The organism is Bradyrhizobium sp. AUGA SZCCT0158 (genome assembly GCF_018130065.1).
GTDB lineage: Bacteria > Pseudomonadota > Alphaproteobacteria > Rhizobiales > Xanthobacteraceae > Bradyrhizobium.
Map to the genome: position 1 here is coordinate 204,445 of NZ_JAFCME010000009.1, position 16,503 is coordinate 220,947.

12 protein-coding genes are annotated in these 16,503 nt (G+C 56.0%); 4 read left to right on the top strand and 8 right to left on the bottom strand.

The window, feature by feature from the left end; translation table 11 throughout:
- The first annotated feature begins 103 nt into the window (after positions 1-103).
- A complete protein-coding gene (locus JQ574_RS15570; protein ID WP_212383657.1) occupies positions 104-835 on the top strand; it encodes a class I SAM-dependent methyltransferase in 732 nt (243 codons plus the stop codon).
- On the opposite strand, the gene JQ574_RS35125 is transcribed toward JQ574_RS15570, so the two are convergent.
- The gene (locus JQ574_RS35125; protein ID WP_212383659.1) at positions 810-1,184 is read right to left on the bottom strand and encodes an IS3 family transposase; all 375 of its coding nucleotides are present in this window, start codon (positions 1,182-1,184) and stop codon (positions 810-812) included. The genes JQ574_RS15570 and JQ574_RS35125 overlap by 26 nt on opposite strands.
- 555 nt (positions 1,185-1,739) lie before the next feature.
- On the opposite strand from JQ574_RS35125, the gene JQ574_RS15580 reads away from it, so the two are divergent.
- Positions 1,740-3,542: an alginate lyase family protein gene (locus JQ574_RS15580; protein WP_212383660.1), complete on the top strand. Its 1,803-nt coding sequence runs from the start codon at positions 1,740-1,742 to the stop codon at positions 3,540-3,542.
- Between the two features lie 464 nt (positions 3,543-4,006).
- Here JQ574_RS15580 and JQ574_RS15585 read toward each other — a convergent pair whose 3' ends face one another.
- On the bottom strand, positions 4,007-4,717 hold the full coding sequence (locus JQ574_RS15585) for a class I SAM-dependent methyltransferase (protein ID WP_212383661.1): 711 nt from the start codon (positions 4,715-4,717) through the stop codon (positions 4,007-4,009).
- Between the two features lie 451 nt (positions 4,718-5,168).
- Here JQ574_RS15585 and JQ574_RS15590 point away from each other — a divergent pair, with 451 nt between their 5' ends.
- On the top strand, positions 5,169-6,293 hold the full coding sequence (locus JQ574_RS15590) for a hypothetical protein (protein ID WP_212383662.1): 1,125 nt from the start codon (positions 5,169-5,171) through the stop codon (positions 6,291-6,293).
- Positions 6,294-6,400: 107 nt separating this feature from the next.
- On the opposite strand, the gene JQ574_RS15595 is transcribed toward JQ574_RS15590, so the two are convergent.
- The 6 genes from JQ574_RS15595 to JQ574_RS15620 all read right to left on the bottom strand — a co-directional run bounded on the left by JQ574_RS15595 (position 6,401) and on the right by JQ574_RS15620 (position 14,747).
- Positions 6,401-7,372 carry a hypothetical protein gene (locus JQ574_RS15595; protein ID WP_212383663.1) on the bottom strand — a complete coding sequence of 324 codons (972 nt, stop codon included), beginning with the start codon at positions 7,370-7,372 and terminating at the stop codon, positions 6,401-6,403.
- Between the two features lie 169 nt (positions 7,373-7,541).
- Entirely contained in the window at positions 7,542-8,528 is a 987-nt protein-coding gene (locus tag JQ574_RS15600; protein WP_212383664.1) for a polysaccharide deacetylase family protein, read from the bottom strand.
- Between the two features lie 360 nt (positions 8,529-8,888).
- A complete protein-coding gene (locus JQ574_RS15605; RefSeq protein WP_212383666.1) occupies positions 8,889-10,037 on the bottom strand; it encodes a glycosyltransferase family 4 protein in 1,149 nt (382 codons plus the stop codon).
- Positions 10,038-10,167: 130 nt separating this feature from the next.
- Entirely contained in the window at positions 10,168-11,505 is a 1,338-nt protein-coding gene (locus tag JQ574_RS15610; RefSeq protein WP_212383668.1) for a lipopolysaccharide biosynthesis protein, read from the bottom strand.
- 382 nt (positions 11,506-11,887) lie between these two features.
- Positions 11,888-13,087: a Wzz/FepE/Etk N-terminal domain-containing protein gene (locus JQ574_RS15615; RefSeq protein ID WP_212383670.1), complete on the bottom strand. Its 1,200-nt coding sequence runs from the start codon at positions 13,085-13,087 to the stop codon at positions 11,888-11,890.
- Positions 13,088-13,232: 145 nt separating this feature from the next.
- On the bottom strand, positions 13,233-14,747 hold the full coding sequence (locus tag JQ574_RS15620; RefSeq protein ID WP_249119363.1) for an undecaprenyl-phosphate glucose phosphotransferase: 1,515 nt from the start codon (positions 14,745-14,747) through the stop codon (positions 13,233-13,235).
- 337 nt (positions 14,748-15,084) lie between these two features.
- Here JQ574_RS15620 and JQ574_RS15625 point away from each other — a divergent pair, with 337 nt between their 5' ends.
- The gene (locus tag JQ574_RS15625; RefSeq protein WP_212383672.1) at positions 15,085-16,452 is read left to right on the top strand and encodes a polysaccharide biosynthesis/export family protein; all 1,368 of its coding nucleotides are present in this window, start codon (positions 15,085-15,087) and stop codon (positions 16,450-16,452) included.
- Positions 16,453-16,503: the final 51 nt, after the last annotated feature.

Genomic DNA, 16,503 nt, shown 5'->3' on the forward strand with positions numbered 1-16,503 from the left:
TTCGAGCGTTCGACGCGGGCGTCTCTCTTGCCGTTTGGTCACGTAAACTGGCTGAGCTGTGATGCAATTTCAGCCCGCTTTGGCAGTTGCGAAGGGGACTCGAATGGATGCACTTAGAGGGAGAAGCGTCAAACAGAGACCGGTTGACGCCCTCGATTTTCACACAAAGATCGCAATCGAGTTCGATCAGAGTTATTCCTATGACTCCAACCGGTTGGAGCGTCTGAACATTTGGAAAGCGTATCTAGCCAAATACGCTTCTGGAGTCGATTTGGCTTACGATCTCGGCTGCGGCAGCGGCGCTATCACTTCCCTGCTCGCTCAATATGCTAAGCGTGTTATTGCCATCGACGGAGCAGAGGGCATGCTCGCTGTTGCGCGTAAGAATGCCGCTGCGCGTGGAGTCTCTGACCGGATCGAATTCCGGCAGAGCAGGTTACCTATACCGGGCCAGGTGACTTTGCCCCAGGCTGATATTGTGATTTCATCAAGCGCCATCGAGTATATGGACTCTGTGCCAGATGCGCTGGCCTTTGCGCGCGGTCTGCTCAAACACCAGGGCACGCTGATTTTTTCTATGTCTAATCGAGATTCCATTTCACGCAAACTCGTTCGTGGGGTGCATGGCATTACTGGTCGGCCGGAATATATCAAGTATCTCCAGCATTTCGTAACCCTCGCTGATTTGGAACAATATCTAGAAGTTGGTGGCTTTACGCCGGTTGAATTTTCTTATTTCGGTGGTGCAGATCGACTCAATCGCTTCTTAGCGTCTCTTCTTTCGCCGAGCCGTGCAAACAACATGATCCTCATCGCGGCATGCCCCTTGAAATAGCGGCAATTCCGAAGTCGGTAAACGCCTGGACGCCATCTTCTCCGACGCCGTAGACCCGGATGACGCCATCCTCGATCTCCATTTCGTTGGCGACGTTCCGCAGCCAGTCTTCGCCGAGGTCCTTTGCGACCTGAGTAATGGAGTGCACGCGCTTGCGATTGATGCGACCACCTTCCCCATTGAGCATCGCCATCATCCGCCGCGAGCCCGGGAACGGCCATGCCGTGAACAGATGGTCGATCCGCCGCATCAGCTCAACGTCGTTGTCATTGGCCGGCCGCGGCGGCCGATATATGCTCGATCGCGCCGCGCAGCAGTTGGCATTGCCGGCGGATCGATAGACTCTCATGATCGCGCTGAAGCATCCTCGGCGATCCGGCGCGCTCATCTTCCGGACCTCCTGGCTAAGAAATCTCGCTCGACCGTCAATTGTCCGATCTTGGCGTGGAGTTTCCCGACCTCCAATTGGTGAGCCGCCTCGCCATCCCGACCAACGCTTGTGGGAGAGCGCTCAATTCCGAATGCCTTTGCGGGTAACTCCTCGTGGGGTCAGCCGGAATGATCTGGCCCATGCCCGGGTAAGTTGTCGATGCACGTCCTTACTGTTTGGAAGAGCGTGCTTGTTACTGGTATGCTCGGCGCTGCTGACCATCTTAAGGGCATTGGCTGATTGGCGCCTCACATGAGTGCTACTTGGTACTTTCGACGTCTGCGAGCAATGGGTCCGGGTGAGATTTGCGCCCGGGTTAGAGATTGGGTCGCGCAGGAGTACTGGCGACATCGTTTCTATGCACGCGGTACTACGCCGCGGCCAAACACAGTAGCTGACAAGCTGCAGTTCCAGGGTACGCTCAATCGCTCGATAGCGCTGGGGGCGCCGGGGGCGTCGCGCGACGCTCTAATAATGTCCGCAGATGCACTCCTAGAAGGACGCTGGTCTACGTTTTCCGTCGAGCGGGAGGATGTAACACCAAACGTCGATTGGCATCTTGATCCGAAAAGCCAAGTGACACTTCCCCGGAAGGCATATGCGTTTGACATTCGAATACACGGGGAGGGAGTTGGCTTCGAAACGAAGTATGTGTGGGAGCTATCTCGGCATCACCACACTACTATGCTCGCGATGGCCTATTGGTTAACAGGTAGCATTCCTTACGCCGAGGCCGCTGCGAATCAGATTAGTTCGTGGCGAACGGCCAACCCGTTTCTCAACGGCGTACACTGGTCCAGCGGGATCGAGCTTGGTATGAGGCTGATAGCATTCGTTTGGACACGCAGACTACTTGCGGATTGGGAATATGCGAAGTGCAATTTTGAGAATGACAAAGCCTTCGTCGAATGTGTTTACCAGCATCAATGGTTACTGGTCCGCCGCTTGAGCTTGGGATCGTCAGCCAACAACCATTTAATCTATGAGGCGACTGGGCTTTATCTGGCGGCGTGCAGTATGCCTTGGTTTTCGGAAAGCGCGGTTTGGCGCACGAAGGCTCGGACTATCTTGCTGAGGGAGTTCCGGAGTCAGACCTTCGAGAGCGGCATCAATCGTGAGCTGGGCAGTGGCTACAACGCTTATGTGCTGGAAGCGCTAGTGCTTTGCTTAATTGAAGGGCGGTTGAGCGACGATCCTTGGCCGCCTGCCGCCTGGAATTTAGCGGCGGATATTCTTTTTCGACTAGCCGATTTTACGGATCATACAGGTCGTCCTCCTCGACAGGGCGACAGCGACGACGCGCAAGGTCTTTTGTTGGATGCTCCAGGTTTCAGCCAATGGATCGATCTGCTCCAACTCGGTGCGGCGTGGTTTGGGCGAGCTGCCTGGTGGCCGCGTCTGAACGAGCAGCCGTTGCGGTCGTGGTTGTGGGATGGCATTGTGAAACCGCCGGGAGGACTCACGCGCCAACTTCACCAGAGCAGAAATTCGCTCGCGCCTGATGCGGGACTCGTGATCTTGCGCTCTGAGAGCAACACTTCGAATGAGATTTACTGTGTCTTTGACACTGGGCCGCTCGGCTACCTCTCAATTGCTGCCCACGGTCATGCGGATGCCCTGGCGATTGAGCTGCGCTGCGGTGGTCAGCCTATCTTGGTCGATCCCGGTACATTTAGTTACAATGCCTCTAAGTTTTGGAGACAGTATTTCCGGTCGACTGCAGCGCACAATACGCTCGAGGTGTGCGGCGCAGATCAATCGGAGAGCGGTGGACCGTTCCTATGGACGAAGGCGGCTCAGGCGCTCCTACTTGAAGCGAGCGGTCTGGAGGAGATGCTGCCCGTTGCGACTGCTGAAGGAAAACATGATGGCTACCAGCGACGTTTCGGAATAACGCACAGCCGGCGTGTTGAGCTCAACCGTGGACGTCGCGAGTTGATTATTGATGATCAGATCTCCGGTTCTGGTGATGTGCCGCTTCGACTGATGTTTCACTTGCATCCGGCCATCGGATGCGTTCTCGCTGGCAACACAGTTCAGCTTTCCTGGTCTGGTGAGAATGGGGGAGAACAAGCCGAGATTCTTTTGCCGGAATTGATGAAATGGCGGGCAGTTTCTGAAACGAAGGACCCTTTACTCGGCTGGTATTCCCCATCCTACGATGTAGTCGTACCTACGATCACCCTTGTCGGAAGCGCCAGAGTTGGCGATTCTTGCAACCTTCGAACCACGATAAGATTTGGATTGTCGGCTATCGGTGACCGAGGGGGTCGATGACCGCTAAGTTAGGAATTTCTTATGTTTGGCCTAATCTTACTGCGTCACAATTCATGAGGCGCAGGACCTCGATTTGGATTGCGCAGCACGGATATCTACGTAGCCGCCTCATCAATACGCTCGAGAGGCGCCGCCGCATTGCAGCGATCGAACTCGGCATGTGACGCTCGGTTCTGATCGGGAGCGCCGCAGGGCTTTTGATTTTGGGAAACGCAATTCCTTTGACGAACGCGGGCCGACGAGGTCGTGAGGGGAATCGTCTCCCTTTCGGAGATCAGAAAACCGTGGGCGGCGATGCATAACGTGGCGGCATACCTTGGACGGCGCTGACCAAGGAAAAGAAAAAGGACGCCCAAGCGCAGAAGCATGCCAGGGATCAAGCGGTCGAAGTTTGGCAGCTATGAGCAGCCTTACACTCCGCCGTATCACCCGCCCATGGTCAGTAAGCGGACTCTATCGGATTCTCAGGCCTTTTTCCCCATAACGTAGACACATGGGAAAATGACTGAATGCATTCCAGTCAAGCTCAACCCAGTTGCAAGTCTTCCGTAAAGCCTCGAATAGTACTGACCAGAGACAGAGATAGGATTGCTGCCAAACGCCGCAGAACACAGGTCGAAGAGCTCTTGTTGCGTGAAACCTGCATGAGCGCCGGCTTCATTGCTCCACTCTCCTTTCAAGCGTTTCTTGAAATCGGCGAAATTCCATAGGATCTTGTCCTTTATCGAGGTTGGTGAGCCCATGTAGCCGATCAGCCGATGCTTGTTTGGGGTGCCGATTAGATAGGTTCCACCGGATCGCAGAACACGAGCCATCTCTGCGAGGGCCTTCTCGGGATGAGGAATATGCTCTAGCGCATGGAATGAGAAAACAAAATCAAAAGTACCATCGGGGAACTGGAGCTCCCTGGCGTCCATTTCGATTAGTCTTGCCGGCGCGGATCCAACACGATCGAACGAGAACTCACCTCCGATATCGATTCCCACTGTCCTGGACTTAAGTAATCGCGCAAGAAGACCTGCTTCACGCCCTGATCCGCAACCGACAACGAGTATGTCATCTATTGGCATACGGATTTCGTCTTTTATGACATCGACAAGAGCCACGCTCTTGTTAGCCTCCCGTGTACGGTAGACTGGATCTATATCGTGTTCCGCCATGGCGATTCCGGACATGCTGACAAACCCCTTTACGCGATCAGGCGTCGGCTATGGCCTCCAGCGGAACGTTTCGTGAAGCATCCCATTCGACGCGCCAGATTCCGGGAAGGCAAAAGGATCACCTGAATAATGCAATGCAACTCTAATCCGTAAATCGCCGGGCGGCTAAAACCCTTTCTGATTACCCCTTCGTGGCAACCCGTCCCATGCGTGGCGTGTTTCCAGACGTGACGGCGTGGGTCTAAATCGGTTGATTATCGTACAGCACGATCAACAATATGAGGACGCGGTCTCCTCGCTGAATGATCGGAGCGAGTCCGCAGAGTAAGCAGCAATCCGGCTGCGTTCGAAGGCAACGTTGTTGAGGCTCCTATACGACGCAAAACGGTAGCAATGCCAAGCAAAAACTCATACCATAAAAGATAACCAGGACTTGAAAGTTGTGACCCCTAGGGAGCACCCGCGGATGTTCGTAAACGCGCTGTTCTTCTTCCTTATGTTTAGGTGCGCTACCGATATTCTTAGTCCCGATGATAAGGGAACAGTGGTGGTGGCTCTTTATGTCGTCGTGGCGCTAGGGCTGACGGCCATAAAGATTGCTCTATCGGGGACCACTCGCGGGGACATGGCTATTTTCCTTGCCGTCTTCTGGCTGGTGATCGTCAACCTGCTCTGGATACCTGGCGCAGCGACCCCACAACTCTACTTTTCCATAACAGTCCTGTTGCCTATCATGTTCCTGCTGTTCCTGTCGCGCTGCGAGCCGTCAATCTTTGTCGCTCTACGCAGGCGGGCTTTGGTATTTGGTACACCCGTGTTGTGCGGGCTATTGATCTTTTTCTTTCTGCGCGAGGGCGGGCTCGACGCAGATCTGTTGACCAGCCTCAATGAGCAACCTTTCCACGTCGTCGCCCAGACGATAGCCAAGTTTTCAATTCTGATCATCAATCAATGGATCGGTCTTCCGATCGTTGCATTGATCTTGCTAACCGCTTTCAACGTCCGATCCGCTCTCCTGGGTTTCCTTCTGGCATTCTTGATCAAGAAATACAGCTCATTCAACTTGCGAGCGTTTCTGGTGACGCTTGTGGTTTCGGGCGCCTGTATCGCCTTTCTTCTGTCGAACTCCGAACTGCTGGATGCATTCCTCCAACGACTTCTCTATCGAGATCGAGATTTCCTTGAGCAGGACACCACTAACTTGACGAGCGGGCGCGACGAAATTTGGCTCTACTATGGTCAAATGCTGGAAAAGTCATCGTTGTTGGAGTTGCTGTTCGGGCGTGGCGCGATCTGGCTATATGGATCCTTCCCGTTGTCTGCTCATAACGACCTTCTTAATTTGATGGTTTGTTACGGACTCGCCGGCACAACAGCCGTCCTCTATGCATGGTATGTGATCCTGTCGCGCCTGGATCCTGAATACAGGATGCCCTGCGTTGCGTTGTTCCTCGTGCTCTTCTTCACGAATGGTGTGATATTCCATCAGTCCAATCTGTTGTTCGTGCTTTTCATGGCCGGAAAAAAGCAGCTGTCAGGGATCGTGGATGATGAGGTGATCAGGCAGCGCGGTTTGCCGGCACGTGGATGAGTTCGATGCTGTCGTTGATGTGACATGTGCCGCTGAGCCATAGTAAACCTTGATGCGGCGGCTGCGACGACGCGCTTGGTCCGCCGCCACATTTCACCATGCATCCGTCATTGGGGGGCAGCCGCCTTGGTCCCACAGGGCGCGCCGTCTCCGCAGGGAAATCCATCCCATATTTCGATGTCGTCGACCCACTGATACAATGGCAGAGTTCCACCAGCATAGACCTGCGTTAGCATAATCCGGTCTATGGGATCGTTTCCGCCAAGCAATGGTCCGAGGCGATCGAACACGACCTGTCCATTGATGGCTTGCCATGCGCGACCGTCGCGTTGAGGACTCCGGTGCCAAAAAAATTCGAACTTGAACCATTCCCCGATCGGCACCGGAACGGTGTGGTTTGCAACTTTCCAGAACTCCTTGGTCGGACTACCCGAAAGATCGTCCGTTTTCAGATACCAGTAAGGCTTATTCATACGGTCGGTGTAGATATAGGTAATAAGCCTCTGCTGTGCATTGGTCTTCCATGCGAAGAGCACCCACCAATTGTTTGGCCCAAGTCTTTCCAGAAGGTCAGGCTGAAGTTTGATCCAGTAGCTCACGTAAAGGTCGCCTTGCAAAGCGGTAGTGGAGGGCGTGACAAGATACGGGGTTTGTGTTGCACTGCCGCCGCGCTTCCGTATCTCACTATACAGCACCGAGGTTGGCCGACCGTGAGGCCCCACGGCTCTTTGGAGTTCATTAAAGACATACGTGCCGACCGTGTCTGGCGTAACGGGCGTGTCGGCGAGAAGTTGAAGCTTTGCGCCGCCCTGCCAAATCTCAGGTGGCCAGCTATAGCCGGTCGCTGAATCAGAACCCTTGATGTCCTGCCAACATGATGTTTCACAATCATAAGGTTCACCCAACTGCAGGCTCCCCTCGAAACCCGACTTGAAAAGAAGCCGGGGGGCGTCGGTGGTTGACGCCGGTCCAAGGACAAGAAAAAGCGGACTCAAGCCTAGACAGATGCGGGCGATCAAGCCAAGCTTTAGCGAACTGACTGTCCGTGAGAGAAATGCTGATCCATTAAACTTGTTCATGCTGAGAGCAATTTCATCGGGCCATCCTGAACCTGCTAGTGTACGCCTCTGCGAATCCGAAAACGTCGATAACCAATCCCGATGATCTGCTCGTCCGAAAATCGGCCGTGCGTCATCCTGTCGTGGGCAACATCAAGCGTCAAATTGCATGAAGTCTGTGAGGGCAAGGTCATGGCGCCTGCATCGCTTCGATGATGCCGCTCATTCGAGCCGTGAAGCCTGAACGACTGCTAAATCCAATTCTGGGAAGTGCGAATTGATTCAGCTTGTGATCGTACAATCGCCCTTGTCGCGTTGTTACCGCAGTTTGAAAACCGACGTCGTTCGCCAGGCGCTCTTCACGAGGACCGCACGCCGTGGGACCGCCATACGGATATGCAAGGTGCCGAATCGGTAGTTGAAGCAGATTTTCAAGATAGCCGCGGTTATCGGCCAGGTCGGCCCGCGCTGAGGGCTCGTCCAGGGTGGCAAGGGCTGCATGTGAGGTCGTATGGCCGCCGATCGACGCAAGCGGATGACGCGCAAGAATGCCAAGCTCGCGTTCGTCCAGGAAATACTCGTCATTCAATGCCGCTAGCGAAATCCCATTCTCTTGAAACGTCGGCGCGAGCATTGCACTGCGCCGGTAATCCTGGTGAACCCATTGGCACACCTCGGCCAATGCCGATGCCTTGCTTCGAACATCAGAACATTGAAAATGCCGGCCCAATGCGTCGATTGTAACCTTGTCGCTCGAGAGGAACAGTTTTCGTAAACCGAGCCACCACGAATGCATCGTTCGCGTTGGGGCGCCAGTGGGCACGTACATCATGAACGGCGCATTATGCCGCTCGAGGATTGGAAGCGCCACCGAGACATTATCGCGATAGCCGTCGTCGAAAGTCAGAACAGCATATCGGCGCGATTGATCGTTCCTTGCCAGCTTTTCAAGACACTCATCCAGGCTGACGATTGACCATCCTTCGCGCTGCAGCCAACTGAGTGAGTACTCGAAAAGCGAAGCGGATGTTCCGGTCATCAACTCCGACTGGCAATCCCGCTGTATCTCATGAAATAGAATGATAGCTGCTCGAGCCGCGAAGCGTGCGCGTAAGAAGGGCAGTTCTACAACTCGACTGGCGCCGTAGTACAGACAGTCTTTCAGAATCTGGTTCATTAGGACCCACTCAGCGGGTGTGTGATGCCCGGTGCCGATGACAGCTACTCGGGATCGAATCCACCCGTTACCTCTCCTCCTGTTGCGGCCGTCCTGGAGGTGCCGACCTCATTGAGCAAGTGTAGGCAATAGCGTTGAGAATAAAAACACATCGACGAGTTCACCGGTCGCTGAGTAGCTACCAATTGTGGGTACTCCTGAAGGTGGTCGGGACCCGCATACAACGCGGCCGCGTCAACTCGCCGGTTAACGCTATGAGAAGCGCGCCTGTCTGTTCGGCATGATCTGCCCCGATACGATCTCATCAATCGGAACCCGCGCCAGGGCGCATGTGGGTCAACCCAATAATCGTGCTGGCGATCACCGGGCGCCGGCGGTCATCGAGCTTGAAGGGTCGGCGCGGCGCCTTTCCGCCCGTGAAGCTCCCTGCCACACGCCTACGAGTTTATCGACGTAGGCGCCGATCTCAAACTGGATGGCATGCTGGGCGCGCGCTTGAATCCCGAGCCGGGCACGAAGCGCGGGATCAGTTAGAAGCCGCTCCAATGCCTGCGCCAGGGCCGGGGCGTTCTTCACAGGGACCAAAAGACCCGTCCTTTCGTGCTCCACAATCTCTGGCAAGGCACCGACGGGAGTGCACACAACGGCTAGTCCATGAGCGAAAGCTTCCACCACGCACATTGGCAGGTTCTCGACCCAGGACGGCAAGACAAGAATATCAGCCACCTGTAGTTCAGCCGTTACACCGCCGTCATCGAGCCATCCAGGTATTCTCACGCGTTCGGCAAGCCCAAGGCGTTCGACCAGAATACGGGTCTCTGTTACTGCTCCATCACCAGCGAGTGTTGCTTGCCAGTCATTGCGATGCCGAATTATCTCGAACGAATCAAGGAGCTCCCCAATTCCCTTGGCTGGACTAAGGCGGCCGAGAAACAGGATTTTGACCGGACCATCGGAGTGAAAGTTATGACGCTGCTTCCTGGTCGAATTGGGCATAATGATTATGCGGTCTGCCAGTTCCGGCAAATTTGTAACGACCAAATCGGACCATACCTGACCGAGAACGATTACGAATTCGGCTTTGGAAAAGAGAGTTTCTATCCGACGGCGCGCAAATCCATTGCACGAGTTCCAGAAGTGATCGAATTCACCTGAATGAAGATGGACGATGTAGGGAATGCGCAACGCTGACGCGACTGCCGCAACGATAAACTTCCGGTATGCGCTTGCATTTGCAGCAAGGTTGATATGAATGACATCGATCCCCTGCGACGCTTGCAGGAAGATTATTCTTAGAAGAGCCCAGGCTAACACGACGGGTGACAGATAAATATTAGCTCCGCGGCTGGCCACAAACCGAAGATCAACATTGGCACGCGGGTGCTCGCGAAACTCGTATCGGACCGAATCCATCATGCGATCGATGCCACCCTTCCCTCCTTCACCAAGGGGGGTGACCACCACGACAGTGAGCCGCGACGCCGTTTGCCTGTGAAATTTGCTGAACATCTGTCTCTACAAGACCTCGGTTAGCCACCGTTCATCCATCATTTCCCTGCACCAGCGGTGCGAAGCCTCACCGGCCCAATCGAAAGCCGGCTTCGCAAAATCTCGTGATCGAATGCGTCCCGGTTCGCCTTCATGCGGGCACCCGTTTTGTGCGTTTCAGGACAGTGAGCAGCGCCGTGGTGGCGGTGAGATCGATCCCTTCCTTCGCATAGATGTAGGCCGCCATCGATGCCCTGTTCGCCACCCAGGCGATGCCGACAACGACCGCTGTTCCCCAAATCCCGAACTTCCAGGTTGCGCCGACCATGGCCACGACGCCCAATGCGGAAGTTATGACCATGATGTACATCGCGGCCCGCTGGTGCCCCGTCATGTTCAATGCGATGCTGCCCACGCCGAAGTATGTACACGCCAGCATACCGATCGACAGGACCATCAGGACGCCGTGAGCGCGAACGAAACTCTGTCCGAACACCATCAGCACGAGGTCGCCGACCAGTGCCAATGCCACGACGCATACAAGGACTGCGATAAAGGCAGCCAGTGTCGCACCCGACATGACGCGTGTGATCTCCGTGCGACGTCCCTCGTCGAACAGGCGCGCGATGAGAGGTGCAGCCGGAACGCAGAAGGTCGCCAGGAAGAAATCGAGAAGGAGCGCAATTCGATTGGCGGCGTAGTAATACCCGGCGGATTCCGGGCCAACCATAACCGAGACGATGACGATGTCGATTGCGACGAACAGGACGAGGGCTACGCTGGTCACCCAGAACGGTGCTGAAGTGGAGAGGGTGTCGGCAATGCTCTCCTTCGATCGCCTCGCAGTCCTGGTGAACAGTCTATTATGGCCGTCGGCGAGATGTCGCAGGTAAGCTTCCGGAATGGCGATCAGCAGGATCAGGACGCCGGTTGCGATCACGAGAACATCTGCCGCCTTCAGCGGATGGCCATACGTTACGAAGAGAGCTCCGCCCAAAAGTATGATGAGCAATCGCCACAACACGTCCTTCGGCACGAGTGCGAGGTAGACGGAGCCGAGCGCGCGACCGACCGAGCTCTGCATTTCGATCAATGCCAATGGCAGTATCAGAAGCAAGCTCGCGGAATACTCCCAGCGTCCGAATATTCCTCCCCGGCCGTGAGCGACGGCGAATATCAGGAGCGCGATCACGGTCGCAGCAATACTGCCCACGCACATCACACGAACCCGGCTTGAGACGATCGAGCCGATCGCCGGATAGTCCTGCCGGGCCGCGAGACTTGGTAATTCCCGAACCACAAGAAGTTGCTGACCGACGAGGCCAATCGTCGAGGCGATCAACCCGAAGGTCATCAGCGACATGAGGGCGCCATACTCCTCGATGCTCATCATCCTGGCAAAACAGACGCCAAAGGCGAACGTGACCACTGCGCCAGAGCAACGATAAGCGAAGGCCAGTACAGACTTCCCAAAGAGGGATCCAAGCATCCAAGGCCCTCGATTCACTTCATTGAATACTGCACAAAGCAAACTGCCATGTACGCTTCTTGCTATATACGCTTCGTGCTGCGCCGAGGGCGTGCTCTACCAAGCCAATCCCTGGGCGGCTCCACTCGATGAGGAGGAGCAGGAGTCCAGGATATCTGCCGTTGTGAACATCTACGGCTGGCGCCGACGATAAAAAAAATCAACAATGAGTTTGTTATATCGAGGACGTCCCACCGAGTATATTCGTGCTGCCGCATCGAGCCGCGACCCTTTTGGACTACCCCTTCCGGCTCGTGCCGAAGGGAGGCCGGCTGAAGCATCGCCGCCTTGAACCACCGCTGTGCCCGAGCCCGGCCGTGACGTCGTCATCCTCGGGACTCGATCACGCGTCCAGGCCACGCCTGATTCCGCCGTGCTCCGCTACCCCGCCGGGCTCCTCCCTCGGGTTCTGGCGTCGAAGCGTCGACAAGGCCGCGGGTGTATAGTTCTGTTTGGCCAGCGCCCCTTCACCTTGCTGAAGGACCACCACGGGAACGGTGCCGTCCCCACTGGTGCGGAGGAAGCCTCGATCCGACAGATCGCGCAGCATTCCGATAGCGACACCAAGAAGCACGCCTCCCACGATCGATATTCCAAGGACGATTGCCGCTTTCGGCGAGCTGGCGTCCATGGGAGGGGCCGCTTCGATCAGCAGGTACACTTGTAGCGTCGGCGAGGATTGCTGTTGCGCTTCCATGTAACGCAGCACACGAAGAAAATTATCATAAGCCTTTGCGGTGGATTCCGCGGTGGCTTCAAGTTCGGAGAGGTCGCCTTGCGTTTTCGCCGTCAATTGCGATGGGGATGTTCCCGGATCGGCGGGCTCTGCAGGATCGGCGCTGTTGCTCTTGTTCTTACGGTAATTCGCCAGAGCGTTTTGGGCGGCTGACGCTTGGCTGCTTAATTCTTTTATCTGATCCCTGACCCATTTCTCACTTCGCAAAGAGGATTTGATCTTTGCGTCCATTTGCGCCGCAATATGCATCTCCGCAACGGTGTTCAGGATCTGGGCCGCGCGCTCAGGGTCGACGGAATCGAAGGCAATCTCGACAATGTACGTAGTGCCGACGCGCTTGGCCGAAAGCTTGCGATCGAACGATTCGAGAGCGCGCCGCATCGCGCTGGATTCCGTGTCCGGTTTACTCAAGCCGAGCATCCGGAATGTCGACTTGATCGTGCTGCGCAGGCCGCCCCTGGCAAATTCCGGATCGTCTGCTAGGCCGAGCTTCCGTATCACGGTGCGTGCGAGACCCTCAGACTTTATGACTGCGATCTGACCTTCCACCATCGTTGACGCGGATGCTGTGTCTCCTGGAGTCGCTTTCGCATCCACGACGAGTTTCGCGGTGGCGGTATACGTCGGTACTGCAATAGCGAGGTAGAGTAGAGCCGCGCTAACCGTTGCAAGACACGCCAGGAACATGAGCGCGAGGTGCCGGCGTATGAAGGAAAACCCTTCCAGCAGGGGTTCGATAGGCGAACGAGACTCAGGCAGCATAGTGTCCTGATTTGCGGAGCTATCAGTTCTAAAATTCTGCAGCATTTTCACTTCCCAGCCCTGCTAGTTGTATTACCGCGGTTCCGCACAACGGGCGCAAAATGGGATACCACGGATACCCAAGCCAGTTGCGCTGTGCGAACTACCAAATAAGAAGTCAGCTGACGGAAGATGCGGCAGCCGGAGTCGCTTAGTAGGCGTTCCAATACACCTTTCTGGAAAAGAAGGTCATGAGTAGGATTTTGAGATCGAGAAGGAGTGACCAGTTGTCGATGTAGTAGAGATCGTGCTCCACACGGCGCTGCATCTTCTCGAGGGTATCAGTCTCGCCACGGTACCCGTTGACTTGAGCCCAGCCGGTAATGCCCGGCTTGACGTTATGCCGACGGGAAAATGACGAAATCAGCTCGACGAACACCTCGTTCTGCGCGGTCGCATGTGGGCGAGGCCCGACCAGCGACATGTCACCAGCCAGAACATTGAACAACTGCGGAAGCTCGTCGACATTGGTTTGGCGCAAGAGGCGTCCCAGACGAGTCACCCGTGGATCGTGTCTGGTGACAGGGCTGAAACTGTCGCCATCCTCCATCACGGTCATCGATCTGAATTTCAGCACGCGAATCGGTTCGTTGTTGTAGCCGTGCCGTGTCTGGCGAAAGAAAACCGGCCCACGGGAATCGAGCTTGATTGCGAGCGCAACGATGACGAAGAGGGGGCTAACCATAATCAGCCCGGCGATTGCAGCGACGACGTCGAATGCTCGCTTTATTGCCCGGTTGAAAGGATCGAGGGGACACTGGAAGATCCGCATCGTCACCATGTCACCGAACTGAGTGATCCGCGACACGGCCATGAGATCGATGGATCCAACCGGAAGGACGTGAACGTCAACCGGGAGGTCTGACAGGGCGCTGGCAAGCGCGAGAGCAGACGGAACGTCCGCTTCCGAAGGTAAAATCACAATGTCGTCTGCTCGGAGGGGCCGGCAGTTTGCGACAAGCTGGCGCGCATCAAGTAGCGCTTGGGCCGCGTCGGGAAGCGCCGGTACGGAGGCGTCGGTGCGAACCGTCGGAAAGTCGAACGAGTGGATGGTGCGAATTCCGGTGCCCATCGCTCGAACGGAGAACTGCAGGCAGTGACCCTGGTCTCCAATTAGAACGATGCGCCTGGCGTCGATCAGTCCCGCTGCAATGGCTGGCTGCAGTAGTGAGAACCATATTGCCCGTGTGCCGAGTACCGCAAGGAGGACGCTCACGGCCTGGGCGATGACAGTGGCACGTGAGTACTCTTCGGAGATCTTCAGAACGAATATCGTCGAAAGGAAGAAGGAGAATGCGAGGAAGACGCTGCTTGCGCCACTCCATAGGAACATGTGGCGGGGCTGCGTCAGGATCCGGGAGTACTGGCCGAGCGCAATGGAAACGAGCAGCTCCAAGGTAGCAATCAGAAGGGATTCCTGAATGTACTTGGCGGGATCCGGCGAGACCAGGACCTGCCCCAGGATCAGTCGATGATAAAGGATGGCGGCGAAATAGGCCGCTACAGTTATGAGCAGGAATTCGGTACTTGCTGCCAATGCCAACAGGGCAGCTAATCGGTTCTTGCCGACGCGTGCCGGAAGTGTCCTGCCGACGCCGACCGAACGTGTAGAGGCCGGCAAATTGGTAAAGGAGGCGTAACTCATCGCAATCTGCCACCCAGCCATTCCGTCCCCCTGGCCAAATCAGTAGCATCGGAGTCGCCGCTTCGAACTGGCAATAAATGGGTAGGGAGGGGTAACCACGATGGTCGATTGAGCTGCGGCAACGCGGGATTAAAATTGCCGGAAAGAAATCCGCTCGCAATGCTCAGCACTGATCAATCGAACGGCGAGGGAGACACTGAGCGGCACAGCGCCAATGTGGAGAGCAAAAGAACGGCAAGTCGTGCGGATCGCTTATCTGGACGGTCGCTCGGACGATAGCGATGCAGGCGCGCTGCCTTCCATCAGGAGCTTTGAAGAACTTCAACCATAGACCACGTCCAAGCAGGGAATTGCTACCATGCCGAATGCCGGACTGCGCAATGATTTCCATATCGATGTCTTCGGCAGCATCCTGGGCCGCAGCATCAAATGGGGCCTGGTGGCCGTTGGCCTCACGATTTTCGTTCCTCAAGCAAAGGCCGAATATCGGGTAAGCATCGGAGACGTGCTGGAGGTCTCGGTGGCGGGTGTTCCGGAGCTGCGGCATCGTGCTGCCGTCCAAATGGACGGGAATATTTCGTTACCACTGGTCGGAATGCTTCCAGTGGCCGGCCTGCCCTTGCCGCAGGCCCGGGACAAGATTGGTGCCGCACTCGCGAGCAAGGTGTTTCGACAGCGCGAGGCCGTCATCGTGATAGACGCAGATCAAGTCACAACGATGGTGGCGGAATACAGACCGATATACGTAAATGGGGACGTGTCGAAGCCGGGCGAGTACCCTTACCGTCCGTCCATCACCGCGCGCCAACTCGTTGCTGTGGCAGGCGGCTACGACATCATGCGAATTAGAATGAACAATCCGTATCTCGAGTCGGCGGATTTGAGAAGCGAGTACGGATCGCTTTGGACAGAACTCGCCAAAGAACAGGCGCGTATGTGGCGCATCAAGAATGAGCTTGGAGAGGCGACGCAGCTCAATCCAGGCATTCTGACGGACGTGCCGATAGCTCGATCGGCGATCTCGGAAATAGTCAATGCAGAAACGGAATATCTGAAAACGAAGCAGAGTGACTTTCAGCAGGAAAAGACGTTCCTACAGGGCGGCGTCCGACGGGGAGACGACGAGATCCGCGTGCTCTCAGAGCAGCAGAAGAAAGAGGAAGAGGGACTTCACACAGACCTCGAAGAACTGCAAAAGGCGTCCGATCTCTACGGCAGGGGGTCCTTGACCAGCCCTCGCGTTACGGATGCGCGTCGCGCGGTCTTGCTGTCGTCAACCCGGAAGCTGCAGACCTCTGCGCAACTGCTGCAGGCCAAGAAGCAACAGGACGAGCTCACCAGAAGGCTGGCAAGGCTTGACGATCAGCGCAGGCTCGATCTGCTCCGTGAGCTGCAAGACACCAGCGTAAAGCTCAACCAGATTCGCGAGAAGTTGCAGAGCGTCGGCGAGAAGCTTCAGTACACTTCGATGGTGCGATCACAACTCGCGCGCGGAAGCGGTAACCAAACGGAGATTGCCATCATTAGAAAAGGCGACAAGGGCCCGGAACGGATCATCGCAAGCGAAGATACCGAGTTGGCGCCGGGTGACGCAGTCGAGGTCACCTTGCGATATCATGACCGGCCTGACGCTTCTCCCCGAAGCCTGAGCAGTTCAAGTATCCCGTCAGCGATAGGCCGGGTCGACGCGACTGGGAACGATTCGCTGCGCGTCGGGAGGAGGTGACGAGGGTTGCGGCAACGGCGTTCGTCTACGCCACGACACGCCTTGGCGCGG